The sequence below is a fragment of the Flavobacterium sp. PLA-DH12 genome (assembly GCF_059511845.1).
Map to the genome: position 1 here is coordinate 108108 of NZ_JCAMPD010000005.1, position 18249 is coordinate 126356.

The following is an 18249-nucleotide window of genomic DNA, read 5'->3' on the forward strand; positions in this document are numbered from 1 at the left end:
AAAAAAAGCCCTTAAACAAAAGTTAAGGGCTTAGAAAATTGAATATTTTTAGAATTATATAGGCTGTACCTGAACTTGCTTTTGATGTAACCTCATCAATATAAATGTAATGATCATTCCGATAACCGACATTACAACTCCGATAAGATTAGGAGAAGAATAGCTGAATCCCGCTGCTAAAGGTAATCCGCCTAGAAAAGCACCTAAGGCATTACCAATGTTAAAACTTCCTTGAAGAGATGCCGAAGCGATCATCTCCGCTCCTTTTGCAGTTCTAATCATCAACATTTGAATTGGCGCAATAACCGAGAACGAAATGGCACCAGTTAAGAAAGTTAGAAATAAAGAAACATATTGATTGAATGAGAAGAAATAAACCAAAATCAAATCTGTAGACATAACAAGCAATAAAGCCAAAGTTGTTGGTGCTGGCGAAAAACGATCTGCCAATTTACCTCCCACGAAATTACCAACAACCATTCCTAACCCAGCCAGAATCAAGATAGAAGAAACGTCTTCTGGCGAAAATTTAGAAACATTAATCAAAAGAGGTGCGATATAACTAATCCATGCAAATAAACCTCCGAAACCAATTGCTGTAATTCCGATGATTAACCAGGCTTCTGTTTTCTTAAAAAACTGAAGTTGCGTTTTGATATTCACGCTTTCTCCTTTCTCTAGATTTGGCATCCATAAATAAATAGCTAAAAATGTCAACAGACCTACAATAGCAATTAATACAAAAGTATAACGCCAAATAAAGTGGTGCCCGATATAAGTCCCAATTGGCACACCAATTAAATTAGCAATAGTCAAACCAGCAAACATTATAGAAATTGCCTGCGCTTCTTTCCCTTTGTCTGCCAAACGACTTGCGACTACCGCTCCCACTCCAAAGAATGCCCCATGCGGTAAACCAGAAAGAAATCGGGAAGCAAATAAAATATTATAACTAGGTGCGATAATTGATAATGCATTAAAAACGGCCAACATTAAAGCTAAAATCAAAAGCATTTTTTTTGGCGCATAATTTCTTCCTGCGATTACTAATAAAGGTGCTCCAATAACAACTCCAAGTGCATAAGATGAAATTAAATATCCAGCAACAGGAATTGAAACTTTCATATCTGAAGCAATATCTGGGAGTAATCCCATCATTACAAATTCTGTAATTCCAATAGTTAACCCTCCTAAAGAGAGTGCAATAAGACTTTTTTTCATTTTGATTTAATGTAGAAAGGAATAGATTTCTACGGGGCAAAATTAAGACCATTAAGCGAATTAGAAATTGTATATTTGCGACATAAAATTGTATAATTAAGTTATGCCTAAATTAAATCAGTTTAAAACGCTTGTTCTGGATGAGTTTGAGGAAGAAAAATTCCATCTTCCGCCACATACCCATACCTATTACGAAATCATCTATATCAAAAAAGGAAGTGGAATTCATCACATAAATAACAATCTTCTTCATTATAAAGCAGGCGATCTATTTGTAATCTCTCCTGATGACGAACATTATTTCGACATTAAAAAAAGTACTCGTTTTATTTTTATAAAATTCACCGATAATTATTTTAACTCGAAACAAAACTTAACCTGTGACGAATTCTTGATTCATACACCTGAAAGTTTTATGCGCGATAAAATTTTAAAAGAAACAGTTTTAAAATTTGATGAGCCTTGTAAAACTATCCTAAAAAATACTGTCGAGAACATTACAAAATACGGAGAGTATATTGATGTTACTAATTCTCCAATTGTATTCTATCAGATTCTTTCCATTTTTGGACTTATCAAAGAAACTATACGATGCATGAATTTGCAGATGACATCGAAACATTTGGATAATGAACAAATTGCAAATTACATACATCAGAATATTTATCAGCCAAAACTGGTTCAGATAAAAGTAATTGCAGAACATTTTAATATTGCTCAAACCTATTTTAGTGCTTATTTTAAAAGAACTTTCAGCATTAGTTATCGCGAATACATTCATAATTTAAGAATGACTTTAATCGAAAAGAGATTTCACAATAATCAATTGCCCATTAAGCAAATTGCCTACGAGTTTGGTTTTACAGATGAAAGTCATTTGACCAATTATTTCAAAAAACGCAGAAACATGAAACCAACCGATTTCAAAAAACTCTAGTTATCGAAATCTTAAAAAATAATTTCTGCGAATATTTTTAACTAAATTTGTATTCCTAAAATAATTTCTTTGACCAAAAAAGTCCACATAATAATGCTTTTCCTAACGCTGAGTTTCTTTCTGAATCCTAGCGTTAATTACGCATGTAATATGGGACATCATAAAGAAATTTCGAAAGAAACTGACAGTTGCTCTAAAAAGTGCTGTGAAAAGAAGACTTCTAAAAAAGAAAAACAAGATTGCGATGGTAAATGCCGTCATTCTAGCTGTAACACCTCTGTGCTACAATTTGTTATTTTAGATTCAAATAATTTTGATCTACAAAACGATGTATTCAATTTTTCTTTAAAAAACACCATTTCCTCTTATAACAAATCCGATATTTCTTCAGGATTCACTTCTATCTGGCTTAAGCCTAAAATATAATTATTGAATTGTTGACAGCCCATATTGGGTCTTATTGAAACGAATTTTTAATTAACTTTAAAGGAAATTTAAAATCCTTTAATCAAATAATACATACAATGAAAAAATCAATTATAGCTTTAGCAACTGTACTAACAGTATTTTTTAGTGCAAATAATATTCAGGCAAATACATTAAGAGCTGAATCAGGAGCAATAGAAATTGCAGATGCAAGTCAGTTGCAATCTGTTTACGATGCCTATTTTTCGGTAAAAGATGCACTTATTAAAAGTGATAGCAAATTAACTTCGGCAAAAGCTGCAACTTTATTGACTGCTATTACTGCCGTAAAAATGGACAAATTAAAAAGCAACGAACATACCGTTTGGATGAAAGTGGTAAAGAAATTAACTGCAGATGCCAAAAGTATTTCAACTACAACAGATCTTAAAAAACAGCGTGAGACTTTTAAATCATTATCTAAAAGCACTTACGATCTTATAAAAGTTTCTAGTCCAGAAGAGCCAATCTACAAACAATATTGCCCAATGGCAGACGCAGATTGGTTAAGCAAAGAAAAAGCGGTTAAGAATCCATATTACGGTTCTTCGATGCTGACTTGCGGAAATGTGGTAGAAACGATCAAATAAATATGAAGCTTTACATCAAAAATATGGTGTGCAGCCGATGCAAAATGGTAGTGAAGTCTGAGTTCGAAAAACTCGGACTTCAACCTATTTCTGTAGAATTAGGAGAAGTTGAACTACAGGAAGAAATCAACGATTTGCAAAAAGAAATTTTATTAGAAAACCTGCAATCTTTGGGTTTTGATCTACTCGATGATAAAAAAACAAAAACAGTAGAAAGAATAAAAAACCTGATTGTAGATTTGGTTCATCATAAAAACAATGATTTAAAAATCAACCTATCAGAATATCTCGCAGAAAACCTCAATCAAGATTATAATTCGTTAAGCAATTTATTTTCGGAAATTGAAAACACCACGATCGAAAAGTATTTCATTAGCCAAAAAATCGAAAAAGTAAAAGAATTACTGATTTACAACGAGCTTTCGTTAAGCGAAATTGCCGATATTCTAAATTACAGCAACGTAGCACATTTGAGTAATCAGTTCAAAAAAATTACGGGCTACACTCCTACTTCATTTAAACAATTGAAAGATAATAAGCGTATTCAGATCGAGAATTTGTAGTTTTTTTAAACCGCAAAGATGTTAAGGTTTACGCAATCTCGATAGCTATTGGGAGCAAAGATTTTTAGCCACAGATTAAAGGATTAAAAGGATTTCAAAAATCTGTGTTAATCTTTTTAATCTGTGGCTAACTTTTTATGCGCAAAGCTTGAGAACTCTCTAATCTTTAAACAAACAAAACTTAGTGCTCTTTGCGTAAATTCTTTGTGTCCTTTGCGTTAAAAAAAATAGCACTTAGTAAATCTTACAAATCATTCCCAAAATTCTACAAACCGAACTCAGACTTACTTCGGAAATTTGCATTGTAATACTTAAAAACCAATACAATGACTCATCAATATATAATCTCAGGAATGTCTTGCAACGGATGCCGAACTAAAGTAGAAAAAACTTTAAATGAAGTTGAAGGTGTTCAGGCAGAAGTAACTCTAAATCCTCCGACTGCTACAATAACAATGGACAAACATGTACCAACAGAAAAATTTCAAGAGGTTTTGTCTGCCGCAGGAAATTATACTATTGAAATGGATTCTCCTAAAAATCACGGCGAAGCTAAATCTTGCTGCTCTGGCCATAAAAAAGAGAATCATAACCACAATCATCATAAAACAGAAACTAAAAAAGTGCATCAGCATAGTGCAAACGGCGTTTATTACTGTCCAATGCATTGCGAAGGTGACAAAACATACAACAAACCTGGAGATTGTCCAGTGTGTGGAATGGATTTAGTGCCTCAGGTTGCCATAACGGCAACACAATTTACGTGTCCGATGCATCCAGAAATCGTTTCAAACGAACCTGGTGATTGCCCGATTTGCGGAATGGATCTGGTACCAATGCAAGCTTCTGAAAGTGAGGAAAACAAAACTTATACTGATTTATTGAAGAAAATGAAAATTGCGATTTTGTTTACGCTTCCTATTTTCATTATTTCCATGTCAGAAATGATTCCAAATAATCCGCTTTACAATATAATGTCTATCGAAAAATGGAATTGGGTTCAACTTTTATTTTCAATTCCCGTTTTATTTTATGCAGGATGGATGTTTTTTGTTCGTGCCTACAAATCTATTGTGACTTGGAACTTAAATATGTTTACCTTAATAGGAATAGGAACTAGTGTCGCTTTCCTTTTCAGTATTGTCGGAATGTTTTTTCCTGGCATTTTTCCATCTGAATTCAAATCGCATCACGGAACGATTCATTTGTATTTTGAAGCTGCAACGGTAATTATCACCTTAGTTTTATTAGGACAATTATTGGAAGCCAAAGCCCACGGACAAACTAATGGAGCCATAAAAGAACTATTAAAATTAGCGCCAACTGAGGCTACTTTGGTTGAAAACGGAATTGACAAAGTAATTTCTATTCATAACATTAAAAAGGGCGATTTACTTCGTGTAAAACCAGGAGAAAAAATTCCGGTTGACGGAAAAATAACTACTGGCGAAAGCAGTATCGACGAATCGATGATAACTGGAGAACCAATTCCTGTTGATAAAAAAACAGGCGATGCTGTAATTTCTGGAACAATAAACGGAACAAAATCATTTGTTATGATTGCCGAAAAAGTCGGATCAGAAACCATGCTTTCGCAGATTATTCAAATGGTAAATGACGCTAGCAGATCTCGCGCTCCAATTCAGAAATTAGCCGATCGCGTTTCTAAATATTTTGTTCCAACTGTTGTTATTATTTCGGTTTTAACCTTTTTTGCTTGGGCGAAATTCGGTCCTGAACCTGCTTATGTTTACGGATTAATTAATGCTATTGCTGTTTTAATTATTGCCTGTCCTTGTGCACTTGGGTTAGCAACTCCAATGTCGGTTATGGTTGGGGTTGGAAAAGGAGCTCAAAACGGAATATTGATTAAAAATGCCGAAGCTTTGGAAAACATGAATAAAATTGATGTTTTGATAACAGATAAAACAGGAACCATTACAGAAGGAAAACCGTCTGTAGAAAAAGTCTATTCGGTTACGAATGAGGAAGATTTTCTGCTTCAAAATATTGCTTCTTTAAATCAGCACAGCGAGCATCCATTGGCACAGGCTGTAGTTAATTTCGCGAAAGCAAAAAATAGTGCCTTAAAAGAAGTTCAAGGTTTTGAAACTATTGCTGGAAAAGGAGTTTTAGGAACAATTGAAAACAAGAAAATAGCTTTAGGAAATAAAAAATTAATGGCCGAAATCGGTGCTTCTGTTTCTTCTGATTTAGAACAAAAAGTAACTGCCGAACAAAATTTAGGAAAAACCATTTCATACATCGCAATTGAAAATGTTGTTTTAGGTTATGTTGCCATTACTGATGCCATTAAAGAAAACAGTGCAAAAGCGATCAAAGAATTAATCGATCAAGGTGTTGAGGTTATCATGATGACTGGAGATAATCATAACACCGCAAAAGCAGTTGCCGAACATTTGCATTTGAGTTCGTTTAAAGCAGATTGTCTTCCACACGATAAATTAAAAGAAATTGAACGTCTTCAAGCTCAAGGAAAAATTGTTGCCATGGCTGGAGACGGAATCAACGATGCTCCGGCTTTAGCGCAATCTAACATCGGAATTGCAATGGGAACAGGAACAGATGTTGCAATCGAAAGCGCTAAAATTACTTTAGTTAAAGGCGATTTAAACGGAATAGTAAAAGCTAAAAACCTCAGCCATGGTGTAATGTCAAATATTAAACAGAATTTATTCTTTGCCTTCGTTTATAACACTTTGGGAGTACCAATTGCAGCAGGAATTTTATATCCGTTTTTAGGAATCTTGCTTTCTCCAATGTTGGCTGCGGTTGCTATGAGTTTAAGTTCTGTATCCGTAATCGTAAATGCTTTGCGATTGCGAAATCTAAAATTGTAAGTTGGAGCGAAATTATTTTAACACATAGAATCGTAATTCTGCTTTGCGGTTAAAGGCGTTTCACTTGCTTCAATGCACATAGTTTAGCTATCTGTGGAAACTTGTTTCTTTTATGCTCTTTTTTAGATACAAAAATCTATGTTTCTATGTGTTAAAATTAAACTGTGTTCAATTTAATCCAACGCTTTAAAATTATAATCGATGAAAAAAATAAAATATATACTTGTGCTTTTTTTAATCGCTATTCAGTTAAAGGCGCAAAAAGTGGTGCGTTACGATTTGCATGTTCGCGATACGATTGTGAATTTTTCGGGTAAAGAAAAACGTGCGATTGCGGTAAACGGACAAATTCCGATGCCGACTCTAACTTTTACTGAAGGCGATATTGCCGAAATTTATGTGCATAACGAACTCAAAAAAGAAACGACTTCGATGCACTGGCACGGATTATTTCTACCAAATAAAGAAGATGGTGTTCCGTACTTGACTCAAATGCCAATTGAGCCTGGAACAACTCATAAATATACGTTCCCGATTATTCAAAATGGAACGTATTGGTATCATAGCCATTCTGGTTTGCAAGAACAAATTGGTTTATACGGACTTTTTATCATCAATAAGAAAAAAGACGATCCAACTGTTCGAAAAGGCATTGACGATCTGCCCACTATTCCAGTTATTTTAAGTGAATGGTCAGATCTAAAACCAGAGAATATTCAGCGAATGCTGCACAATGCCAATGATTGGTTTGCGATTAAAAAAGGAACAACGCAAAGTTATGCCGAAGCGGTAAAACAAGGACATTTTTCGACAAAAGTGACCAACGAATGGAAACGAATGAATGCAATGGATGTCAGCGATGTTTATTATGAAAAATTTCTGCTTAATGGTAAAAATGAACAGCAGTTTTCAGATCTCAAACCAGGTTCAAAAGTCCGCTTACGAATTGCCAACGGCGGTGCATCAAGCTATTTTTGGCTGACTTATGGCGGAGGGAAAATCACCGTTGTTGCCAGTGATGGAAACGATGTCGAACCAGTAGAAGTCGATCGTTTGATTATTGCCGTTTCTGAAACTTATGATGTTGTGGTTACTATTCCAGAAAATAACAAATCTTTTGCCTTTTTGGCTACGGCCGAAGACAGAACGGGATCTGCAGCTTTGTTTTTAGGAAGTGGAGAGAAACAACCTGTTCATCATCTTTCGAAATTAAAATATTTTGAGGGAATGAAAATGATGAACGACATGATGAAAATGAACGGCGAAATGAACGATATGGGCATGAATATGTCTTTGAATAAAATGGACATGAATGCTGTAATGTATCCAGAAATTTCGGGTGAAGATGAAAATTCAAAACCTAAAATGGATCATTCTAATCATAATATGGGCGACATGAAAATGGAAAGTGACAGCACTGAAACTTCAGAAATCGTGACTTTGAATTATGGAATGTTGAAATCTCCGTTTAAAACTAATCTCCCGAAAGATGCGCCTGTAAAAGAATTGCGTTTTACGCTTTCTGGAAATATGAATCGTTATGTCTGGAGTTTGGATAATAAAGTGGTTTCTGAAACGGATAAAATTCTAATTAAAAAAGGAGAAAATGTTCGTATTGTTTTATACAATGGCTCGATGATGCGCCACCCGATGCATTTACATGGACATGATTTTAGAATTTTAAATGAACATGGCGATTATTCTCCACTCAAAAATGTGATTGACATTATGCCAATGGAAACCGATACAATCGAATTTCAGGCAAATGCTGATGGTGACTGGTTTTTTCACTGTCATATTTTATATCATATGATGGCAGGAATGGGAAGAATTTTTACTTATGAAAATTCAGCTCCAAACCCATTAATACATCATCCTGAAATGGCTTTCAAAATGCTAAAAATGGACGACCGTATGTTTCATTTTAGAGCAGAAAATGATTTTGCTACAAACGGAAATGATGGTGAAGCCATGTTTAGCAATACCAGATGGAGTATTGGAACCGAATGGAGATTGGGTTATAATGACAAACATGGTTATGAAACGGAAACTCACATTGGAAGATATATAGGAAAAAATCAGTGGTTGATGCCTTTTATTGGTTTTGACTGGCGTTACCGAAAAATGGGAATAGACGAACAAGAACAGAATCTTTTTGGACAGAAAAACACTAAAGACAATCGTTCGGTTTTTAGTTTAGGTGCTGAATATACTTTACCAATGCTCATAAAAGCACAAGTTGAGGTTTATACAGATGGAAATGTGAGAATACAATTTGAACGAAAAGATATTCCGCTTTCGCAAAGGCTTCGAATGAATTTAATGTGGAATACTGATAAAGAATATATGGCTGGACTAAAATACATTGTAACCCGAAACATAGGAATTACAACACATTATGATAGCGATATGGGAATTGGATTTGGAATGAACTTGAATTATTAATTTTTTTCTTTAACCATATAAGTGAATTAAGTTCATTTAGAAAAGCATCTTTACAGTGAAATAATTTTATCTTAGTTTTCTAAAACCTTATCTTAATATCAAGTATGAGAAAACTGTATTTTACATTATTTCTTTGTTGTGCAATGACTTTAACTAGTTGCGATCCTTCGCAGGGTATCCTTTTTACAAATAAAGGAGAAAGCAATGTTAAGGTAAAATTGATAATAAACTCGCAAGTGAAGAACGATCAATTGGATGAAATGAAAAAAGGAGATTCAATTGTTTTTAATTTAATCCCGCATAATCCTGAAGAAGAAGATGGTTATATTTATTTTGGAAGAGGAAGATGGAACGATGAAAATATTAATGAAATTAGCAAATCCTTTAAAAGCATTGAAATTGAAAATGCTAATTATAAGATGGTATACAAATCTCAACCGGCAATACAAAATTTGTTAAAAGAAAATTATAAAGGCATAATTATGAAATCTTTAAACATTGAAATTGACGACAATTTTTTCAAATAAAGCATCCAAATGCACATCAGCTAAAAAAAATTAAGAAAAGAATCTAACAAAACATTAACAATAAAACTATTCTCACAAATACTAAATCAGTTTATATTTGGATTACCAATTATAATCTCTAACACAAAAAACATTTAATTAAAATGACAAAAGTTATCACAGTAATGACAGCAGCTTTATTCTCAATTGGAGTAATGGCTCAAGAAACAAAACCAGCGGCAAAAGAAAAAGCAAAAAAAGAATCTTGCTGCAAAAAGACCTCCACTGAGAAAAAAGATAAAAAATCTTGTTGCGTTAAAAAATAATTGAAAATCATATTTAATAGAAAGGGCCTTAAATTTTTTTAAGGCCCTTTATGTTTTAAACATTATTGAGTACTTACATATAAATACCCCGATTTCTTAATTTGTTTCCCGTTATCTTCATATTCTAAAATGTAGAAATAAGTTCCAGTAGGAATCATGTCTTTCTTTAAGACAGTAGCACGTCCAGAAGAAAATCCGTCAAAAGGATCGGTAACATTATCATATCCTTTTTTACTGTAAATCAATACTCCATAACGGTTATAAATCTCCACAGTATTGTTTGGAAAACAATCAATATTCTTAATCACAAAAGTATCATTAATTCCATCTCCATTTGGAGACAAAGCATTGTAAACTGTTTCCATACAAGAAACATTAACCTTTTGGGTAAATACATTTTTATTACCACATTCATCGACTGCTGTCCAAGTTCTTTCTAACGAATATCTACCGCTACAATCACCGTCCGTTTTTTCTTCAGTATACATTACTGTAGCACTACTGCAATTATCGGTTGCTGTAAGAACTACTGGAGCAGGAATACTGTCACAGTCAGAATTTATAACAGCTGGCGGCAAAGCTTCTGTAAAAACAGGTGCAGTTGTATCATTTAGTGTAATAATCTCTGTACATATCGAGCTGTTTAAAACTGTATTTTCTCCTGCATCATGTATACCATTATTGTTATCATCTGCATACTCCGTAATAGTATAAGTTCGTACTATATTAGTATTACATCCTTGATTCTGACTATTTTCTACTGTAATATCAATAATTCCACAATTATTGGTGATTTTTCCATTTCTATTTCCTAATGCTTCAAACTGAGCAATTGTTAAACTCGTTGCTGTTGGCAATTCATCAGCACAAGAAACAGTTTGAGCTGGGAAAGTCGGGCAAACAACATCAAAAACACAGCAATTAGGTGAAACACCTGCTACATTCAGAGTGTTACATTTGTACTGATCTTGTATATTTACATTATAATCTGTACCACCACTTATAACATGTGAAGTCCAATTATTACCCGACCACGTTCCTGGAGCACCTGTTCCTACAACTGTAAATGGTGCTTTTCCAGATACCGATAAAGTAACTATATATTCGGGTTTATTGGTCAAACAAGTTGCTTTTTCTGCTTCTTCTAATGCAATTGTATTAATAACTATTTTCTGTTCGGCAGTAGAAATATTTCCATTTCCGTCATTAAATGTCCAGATTACCAATGTTGTTCCTGTTTCAGTCACTGGAAACGTCGTTATTGTTGTTCCAGTAATAATTCCCGCGCAATTATCAACTGCAGTTGGTGCCTCTAAAGTTACAGAACATTGATCTGTAATATCTACCAAAACAGGCGCTACAGGCGCTGTAACATCTTTAATAATAACATTCTGAACAGCAGTTTCAATGTTTCCGTTCCCGTCATCAAATGTCCAGGTCACTTCTGTTGTGCCCTGCATTGTAATTGGGAAACTAGTCAAAGTGGTTCCCGTAACCGTTCCAGCGCAGTTGTCTGTAGTGGTTGGAGGAGCTATTGAAGCCACTTCGCATTCGGCTGTAACAGGATCCAAAATAGGTTTTGCAGGTTTGGTGATGTCTTTAATAATTACTTCCTGAACCGCAGTTTCAATATTGCCGTTTCCGTCATTAAATGTCCAGGTCACTTCTGTTGTGCCCTGCGCCGTGATTGGGAAATTTGCCAAAGTGGTTCCCGTAACCGTTCCAGCGCAGTTGTCTGTAGTGGTTGGAGGAGCTATTGAAGCCACTTCGCATTCGGCTGTAACAGGATCCAAAATAGGTTTTGCAGGTTTGGTGATGTCTTTAATGACCACTTCCTGCACCGCCGTTTCAATATTGCCATTCCCGTCATCAAATGTCCAGGTCACTTCTGTTGTGCCCTGCGCTGTAATTGGAAAACTCGCTAAAGTAGTTCCTGTAACCGTTCCCGCGCAGTTGTCTGTCGTTGTCGGAGGTGCTATTGCAGCCACTTCGCATTCGGCTGTAACAGGATCTAAAATAGGTTTTGCAGGTTTTGTGATGTCTTTAATATTTACAGTTTGGATGGCTGTCTCAATATTGCCGTTCCCGTCATCAAATGTCCAGGCCACTTCTGTTGTGCCCTGTGCTGTAATTGGAAAACTCGCTAAAGTAGTTCCTGTAACCGTTCCCGCGCAGTTGTCTGTCGTGGTCGGAGGTGTTATTGCAGCCACTTCACATTCTGCGTTGACAGGATCCAAAACTGGTTTGGCCGGTTTTGTGATGTCTTTAATATTTACAGTTTGGATGGCTGTCTCAATATTGCCGTTTCCGTCATTAAATGTCCAGGTCACTTCTGTTGTGCCTTGTGCCGTGATTGGGAAATTTGCCAAAGTGGTTCCCGTAACCGTTCCAGCGCAGTTGTCTGTAATGGTTGGAGGAGCTATTGAAGCCACTTCGCATTCGGCTGTAACAGGATCCAAAATAGGTTTTGCAGGCTTTGTGATGTCTTTAATGACCACTTCCTGAACCGCAGTTTCAATATTGCCGTTTCCGTCATCAAATGTCCAGGTCACTTCTGTTGTGCCTTGTGCCGTGATTGGGAAACTAGTCAAAGTGGTTCCCGTAACCGTTCCAGCGCAGTTGTCTGTAGTGGTTGGAGGAGCTATTGAAGCCACTTCGCATTCGGCTGTAACAGGATCCAAAATAGGTTTTGCAGGTTTGGTGATGTCTTTAATAATTACTTCCTGAACCGCAGTTTCAATATTGCCGTTTCCGTCATTAAATGTCCAGGTCACTTCTGTTGTGCCTTGTGCCGTGATTGGGAAATTTGCCAAAGTGCTTCCCGTAACCGTTCCAGCGCAGTTGTCTGTAGTGGTTGGAGGAGCTATTGAAGCCACTTCGCATTCGGCTGTAACAGGATCCAAAATAGGTTTTGCAGGTTTGGTGATGTCTTTAATGACCACTTCCTGAATCGCCGTTTCAATGTTTCCGTTACCGTCATCAAATGTCCAGGCCACTTCTGTTGTGCCCTGCGCTGTAATTGGGAAACTAGTCAAAGTGGTTCCCGTAACCGTTCCAGCGCAGTTGTCTGTAGTGGTCGGAGGTGTTATCGAAGCCACTTCGCACTCGGCTGTAACAGGATCCAAAATAGGCTTTACGGGTTTTGTGATGTCTTTAATGACCACTTCCTGAATCGCAGTTTCAATATTGCCGTTCCCGTCATCAAATGTCCAGGCCACTTCTGTTGTGCCCTGTGCTGTAATTGGGAAACTCGCTAAAGTGGTTCCTATAACCGTTCCAGCGCAGTTGTCTGTAGTGGTCGGAGGTGCTATTGAAGCCACTTCGCATTCCGCTGTAACAGGATCTAAAATAGGTTTTGCAGGTTTGGTGATGTCTTTAATGACCACTTGCTGAACCGCAGTTTCAATATTTCCGTTCCCGTCATCAAATGTCCAAGTGACTTCTGTTGTGCCCTGCGCTGTAATTGGGAAACTCGCTAAAGTGGTTCCCATAACCGTTCCAGCGCAGTTGTCTGTAGTGGTCGGAGGTGCTATTGAAGCCACTTCGCATTCCGCTGTAACAGGATCCAAAACAGGTTTTGCAGGTTTTGTGATGTCTTTAATGATCACTTCCTGAACCGCAGTTTCAATATTGCCGTTTCCGTCATCAAATGTCCAGGTCACTTCTGTTGTGCCTTGTGCCGTGATTGGAAAATTAGTCAAAGTGGTTCCCGTAACCGTTCCAGCGCAGTTGTCTGTAGTGGTCGGAGGTGTTATTGAAGCCACTTCGCATTCCGCCGTAACAGGATCCAAAATAGGTTTTGCAGGCTTTGTGATGTCTTTAATGACCACTTCCTGAATCGCCGTTTCAATGTTTCCGTTACCGTCATCAAATGTCCAGGTCACTTCTGTTGTGCCTTGTGCCGTGATTGGGAAATTTGCCAAAGTGCTTCCCGTAACCGTTCCAGCGCAGTTGTCTGTAGTGGTTGGAGGAGCTATTGAAGCCACTTCGCACTCGGCTGTAACAGGATCCAAAATAGGCTTTACGGGTTTTGTGATGTCTTTAATGACCACTTCCTGAATCGCAGTTTCAATATTGCCGTTCCCGTCATCAAATGTCCAGGTCACTTCTGTTGTGCCCTGCGCTGTAATTGGGAAACTCGCTAAAGTGGTTCCTATAACCGTTCTAGCGCAGTTGTCTGTAGTGGTCGGAGGTGCTATTGCAGCCACTTCGCATTCGGCTGTAACAGGATCCAAAATAGGTTTTACAGGTTTTGTGATGTCTTTAATATTTACTGTTTGGATGGCTGTTTCAATATTGCCGTTCCCGTCATCAAATGTCCAAGTGACTTCTGTTGTGCCCTGCGCTGTAATTGGGAAACTCGCTAAAGTGGTTCCCATAACCGTTCCAACGCAGTTGTCTGTAGTGGTCGGAGGTGCTATTGCAGCCACTTCGCATTCCGCTGTAACAGGATCCAAAACAGGTTTTGCAGGTTTGGTGATATCCTTAATAGCTACATTCTGTACTGCCGTTTGGGTATAGCCTCCTCCATAATCAAATGTCCAAGTTATAGTTGATGCTCCCTGCGTTACTATTGGAAATACTGTTGGAGTTGTTGCTGTTATTGTTCCTGCACATGGATCAGTCAATTCTGGTGCTATTGGCGTTACAGAGCATTCTTCATTTATATCGGAAAGAGCAGCTGGTAAAACTGTAGCATTGATAGTTATAACTGCTGAAACCGTATTCGAGCAGGTTCCGTCACTAAAGGCATAAGAAATTGTATGAACTCCTATTGTAGAAGAAGCTAAATTAATTGCCCCTGTTGTCGTATCCATTATTAAACCTGCATCACTGCTAAAAGTTCCTCCTGTTGTTCCTGTTAAGGTTACAGTGGCTGTACCACGGTCACAATAAGAACTGCTATCATATGAAATTGCCGCAACTGGCAACTGATTCACTGTTACTGTTACTGCCTTGGCTGGTGGCGGCAGAGCACAAACCCCATCACCTTCAACTGTAACATAATAAGTTGTTGTAACATCTGGTTTAACATTTATTGATTCAACATTGCTTATTAAATTTTCTAAAGCAGCATCTGTATACCATGTAAAAATCGGATTCGTTAACGGACTCGAGGCTGTCAAGGTCGCTGTTTCTCCTTGACAAATAGTTTCGTCTGAAACCACTATATCAGCAACTGTTGCCAAAGGCTTAACTGTCACTGTCACCGCTTTACGATTTCCGGCTTCGTTTACACAAAGATCACTACCTTCAACTCCAACATAATAAGTTGTTGTGGATGTTGGACTAACTACAAGATGATCATCGACAGCTAACACAGATGCCGATGCTAAATTACTATCATACCATGTAAAAATCGGATTTGAAATATTAGGTGCTAAAGCTTCCAAAAGAATTCCTGTTTCGTTTGGACAAATTGACCTGTCTTCAGTAATAATTTCCGAAACATCTGCTCTTGGACTTACAGTAACTGTAAAATGAGCTGTTTCGTCAGTACCACAGCCACTTGCTATTGCAGTAATAACCGCTGTACCATTAAAGGAAGAATTCCAATTTACTATGCCCGCTGTAATTGTTCCTGCTTCGGGAGGAGAAATGCTATAATTAATTGCTGTAGCATTTACTGCTGTAGCAGTATAATCAGATTGTTGTGCACTAACAGATTGACAAATTAAACTTGGGCTTAAAGCATTAAAAATTGGCATCTGCACTTCTGGAAGAGCATTTACGGTTACAATCGTTGATCCGTTAACCACACAACCTGCTGTACTATTAATAGCAACTTTATATTCTCCATTATTTGCTGGTGTTAAATTAGGAATATTTAATGTGTTGGCCGTAACAGTAGAGTTATCAGGAAGAGTCCACACTATACTGCTAACAGGACCTACGGCAGCTGTCGAAAAATGCAGTGAAGCACCTGAACAATAATTATTATCCCCAAAAATAACATCTGTTAATTGAGCAAGAGTCGCTAATTTAAAAGATTGAACCACTTCATAACAAAGCGTTTTTGCTTTAATGTCATAATTCCCGGCAGCTAGTCCTGTAAAAACTGTAGATGTCTGACCGCTAACAGGAAAATCTGCATCGGTATCTTTTTTTATGTAATAAGTTATTGATCCTACTGCATTATTGATTTTCACAGTCAAACTTCCTGTTGTATTTCCTGGACAAATAACTCCTCCTGACTGCGAAATGTCAAAGGCTGGAAAATCTTGTGTAACTGTTAAAGGGACAGGTATTGTATTTTCGAATACTTCTGAAGCAAGCAGTAAACGATTATCTCCTTTTCTACTTAATGTAATTTGATAATCACCAGGCAAATCTGCTGTAAAAGTAAAAGGAACTACCACATTACCCTTAAGAAGAAAATTACCATCAGTACTGACAAACACACTAGCACCCGCAGGTGCACTGAGAATTCTAGGGTAGGCATAATCATATCCATAAACACTTTGTAGTGGCCCTGAAGTATCAAATGGATTTCCAACTGCTGTGATCTTAAGCTCTCCTTTTTTAATATAACGATCGCAAGCTGTTGGACTAGGAACAGAAGTCACATTTTGAAGCTGCACACTTACAATATAACTGCTTAAAACAAGATCATAATCAGCCGTAAAACACTGAGAATCTCTTACTCTAATTTTATATGTTCCTGGCAATAAATTATTTCCAACACCAATATTGTAGGATCCTGTTGTTGGGGTTACTACTAAATTTATAGCCGAAGGTCCGCTAACCGTCTCAATATAAACAGGTGCTACCAATCCAAGACTGGTTGTTAAATTGTTAACTACAAGTGCACATTTACCAATATTCTTGCCGCTTAATCCATCTGTAAAGGTTATTTTATCCTTTGTTAGCTTCGGCATAAAATAAGCTGGATCTATATACAAATTGTTAGGATCTGACTGAATTGGTTTTGCAGTTGTCGAAGTAGTGTAGTTTCTAAAGGAATAAGATGGCAATAAAGCTCCTGTTCCGTCTTTTACTACTACTGTATACGTTTTACCTATATCAACCTTAAATTTAAAATTTTGAGGAAGTACATAATGTTGCGTATTCGAAGTTCCGTTTTCTGTAATATCCAACGTAATAGGCTGGCAGCCTCCTGACTGATAAGTACTTGTCCAGATTTCGACTTGGCTTGGTGGGACACAAGCAGCGGGAGCACTGTCATCATAAATTGAAAAACCAGTATAAGTAAAAGGTTTAATTCTGAACTCATTGTAAGCTCCTAAATCTAATTGATTCGTTTTGGTAATACCGCAAATCGTAACCGAAACCTTTATCAATCCCCATTTGCTACGATCGTTGGGAAGTACATAATTATTATTTGTTCCTACTTGCGATTGAGTTAAATTATCATATACATCATAACCACCAGATGCATTTTGTATTTCTACTTTGTAAATAGGATTTCTTCCTCCATAAAATGACGGACCTCCGGTTGGAGTTGTGACATCTGTTATGGTATTTGTCCCCGTCATAAATGCTATATTAGTAATAGAAGCCGATGCTATTCCTGAACAAATATCTCCTGCAGTATTGTACGTTACATTAAAGTAAGAGGATGTAGGCTGTGGATTAACGGTTCCTAAAGTAAAATCTGTATAAAGCACATTTGGCTGTACGACTACGGTATTAGGTGCATATACAACAGTACCACAAGCATCTATCCCTCTTAGCGTATAAGTTCCTACTGGAACTCCGTCAAAAACTACACTTGTCGATGATCCTACGGTTTGTTTTTGCTGTACAACGACATTACTTGAATTTATTAATTCTACGTTGTATGGCTTGTTTCCGCCCGATAATGTACCATTTACCCTTCCTAATGGATCTGTATCTCCACAATAGGCATATCTGGTGGCATAATATCCTGGAAAGCTAGGTGAAGTGGTATTATATTGATTAGCAACAGCAATGGTCGAACTAGAAGGAATAAAATTTGCCCCATTATAATACCCATAATAATAATTGCCAGGTTCTAAAAAGGAAAAAGTTGGAGATGTACTACTGATCACATCTGCAGCTGTGTAAGGAGACTTTGCAATACCATAGATAATAGGCTCTGGTATACCAGATGCTGTTAAAACTATTTTTCCATTAGCGGCACAGGTTGAAGGCGTGGCAACAGCAGTAATTGTTTGAGAATACAGCTTTGTTAAACCAATAAAAGCAATTAATAAAAATAGAGTAGTCTTTGTTCTCATAAAACTTTATGTATTATTAAAAACAAATATTTAGGACAGCCCGAAGTATTATAAATCAATTATACGGCTTTGTATTTGCTTTTAGTGTTTATCTTTTGCCCAAATATTTTTAG

At 36.8% G+C, this 18249-nt stretch carries 10 protein-coding genes; 8 read left to right on the top strand and 2 right to left on the bottom strand.

What is annotated here, in order from left to right:
- Positions 1–54: 54 nt before the first annotated feature.
- Entirely contained in the window at positions 55–1221 is a 1167-nt protein-coding gene (locus tag AC5ZCW_RS11385) for an MFS transporter (RefSeq protein ID WP_496119868.1), read from the bottom strand.
- A 103-nt stretch (positions 1222–1324) separates the two neighbouring features.
- Between AC5ZCW_RS11385 and AC5ZCW_RS11390 the strand changes: the two genes are divergently transcribed.
- From AC5ZCW_RS11390 to AC5ZCW_RS11425, 8 genes are all read left to right on the top strand, one after another.
- Positions 1325–2158 carry an AraC family transcriptional regulator gene (locus AC5ZCW_RS11390; protein WP_177212555.1) on the top strand — a complete coding sequence of 278 codons (834 nt, stop codon included), beginning with the start codon at positions 1325–1327 and terminating at the stop codon, positions 2156–2158.
- A 150-nt stretch (positions 2159–2308) separates the two neighbouring features.
- Positions 2309–2584, top strand: coding sequence for a hypothetical protein (locus tag AC5ZCW_RS11395; protein ID WP_496119870.1), 276 nt, complete (start codon positions 2309–2311; stop codon positions 2582–2584).
- Positions 2585–2682: 98 nt separating this feature from the next.
- Positions 2683–3213 carry a DUF3347 domain-containing protein gene (locus AC5ZCW_RS11400; protein ID WP_496119872.1) on the top strand — a complete coding sequence of 177 codons (531 nt, stop codon included), beginning with the start codon at positions 2683–2685 and terminating at the stop codon, positions 3211–3213.
- Positions 3214–3215: 2 nt separating this feature from the next.
- Positions 3216–3776, top strand: coding sequence for a helix-turn-helix domain-containing protein (locus tag AC5ZCW_RS11405; protein ID WP_496119874.1), 561 nt, complete (start codon positions 3216–3218; stop codon positions 3774–3776).
- 326 nt (positions 3777–4102) lie between these two features.
- The gene (locus AC5ZCW_RS11410; RefSeq protein WP_496119875.1) at positions 4103–6637 is read left to right on the top strand and encodes a heavy metal translocating P-type ATPase; all 2535 of its coding nucleotides are present in this window, start codon (positions 4103–4105) and stop codon (positions 6635–6637) included.
- A 201-nt stretch (positions 6638–6838) separates the two neighbouring features.
- On the top strand, positions 6839–9082 hold the full coding sequence (locus tag AC5ZCW_RS11415) for a multicopper oxidase family protein (RefSeq protein ID WP_496119877.1): 2244 nt from the start codon (positions 6839–6841) through the stop codon (positions 9080–9082).
- Positions 9083–9186: 104 nt separating this feature from the next.
- On the top strand, positions 9187–9609 hold the full coding sequence (locus AC5ZCW_RS11420) for a hypothetical protein (RefSeq protein ID WP_496119879.1): 423 nt from the start codon (positions 9187–9189) through the stop codon (positions 9607–9609).
- Between the two features lie 143 nt (positions 9610–9752).
- Entirely contained in the window at positions 9753–9914 is a 162-nt protein-coding gene (locus tag AC5ZCW_RS11425; protein WP_496119881.1) for a hypothetical protein, read from the top strand.
- 62 nt (positions 9915–9976) lie between these two features.
- Here AC5ZCW_RS11425 and AC5ZCW_RS11430 read toward each other — a convergent pair whose 3' ends face one another.
- Positions 9977–18136, bottom strand: coding sequence for a T9SS type B sorting domain-containing protein (locus AC5ZCW_RS11430; RefSeq protein WP_496119883.1), 8160 nt, complete (start codon positions 18134–18136; stop codon positions 9977–9979).
- Between the last annotated feature and the right edge of the window lie 113 nt (positions 18137–18249).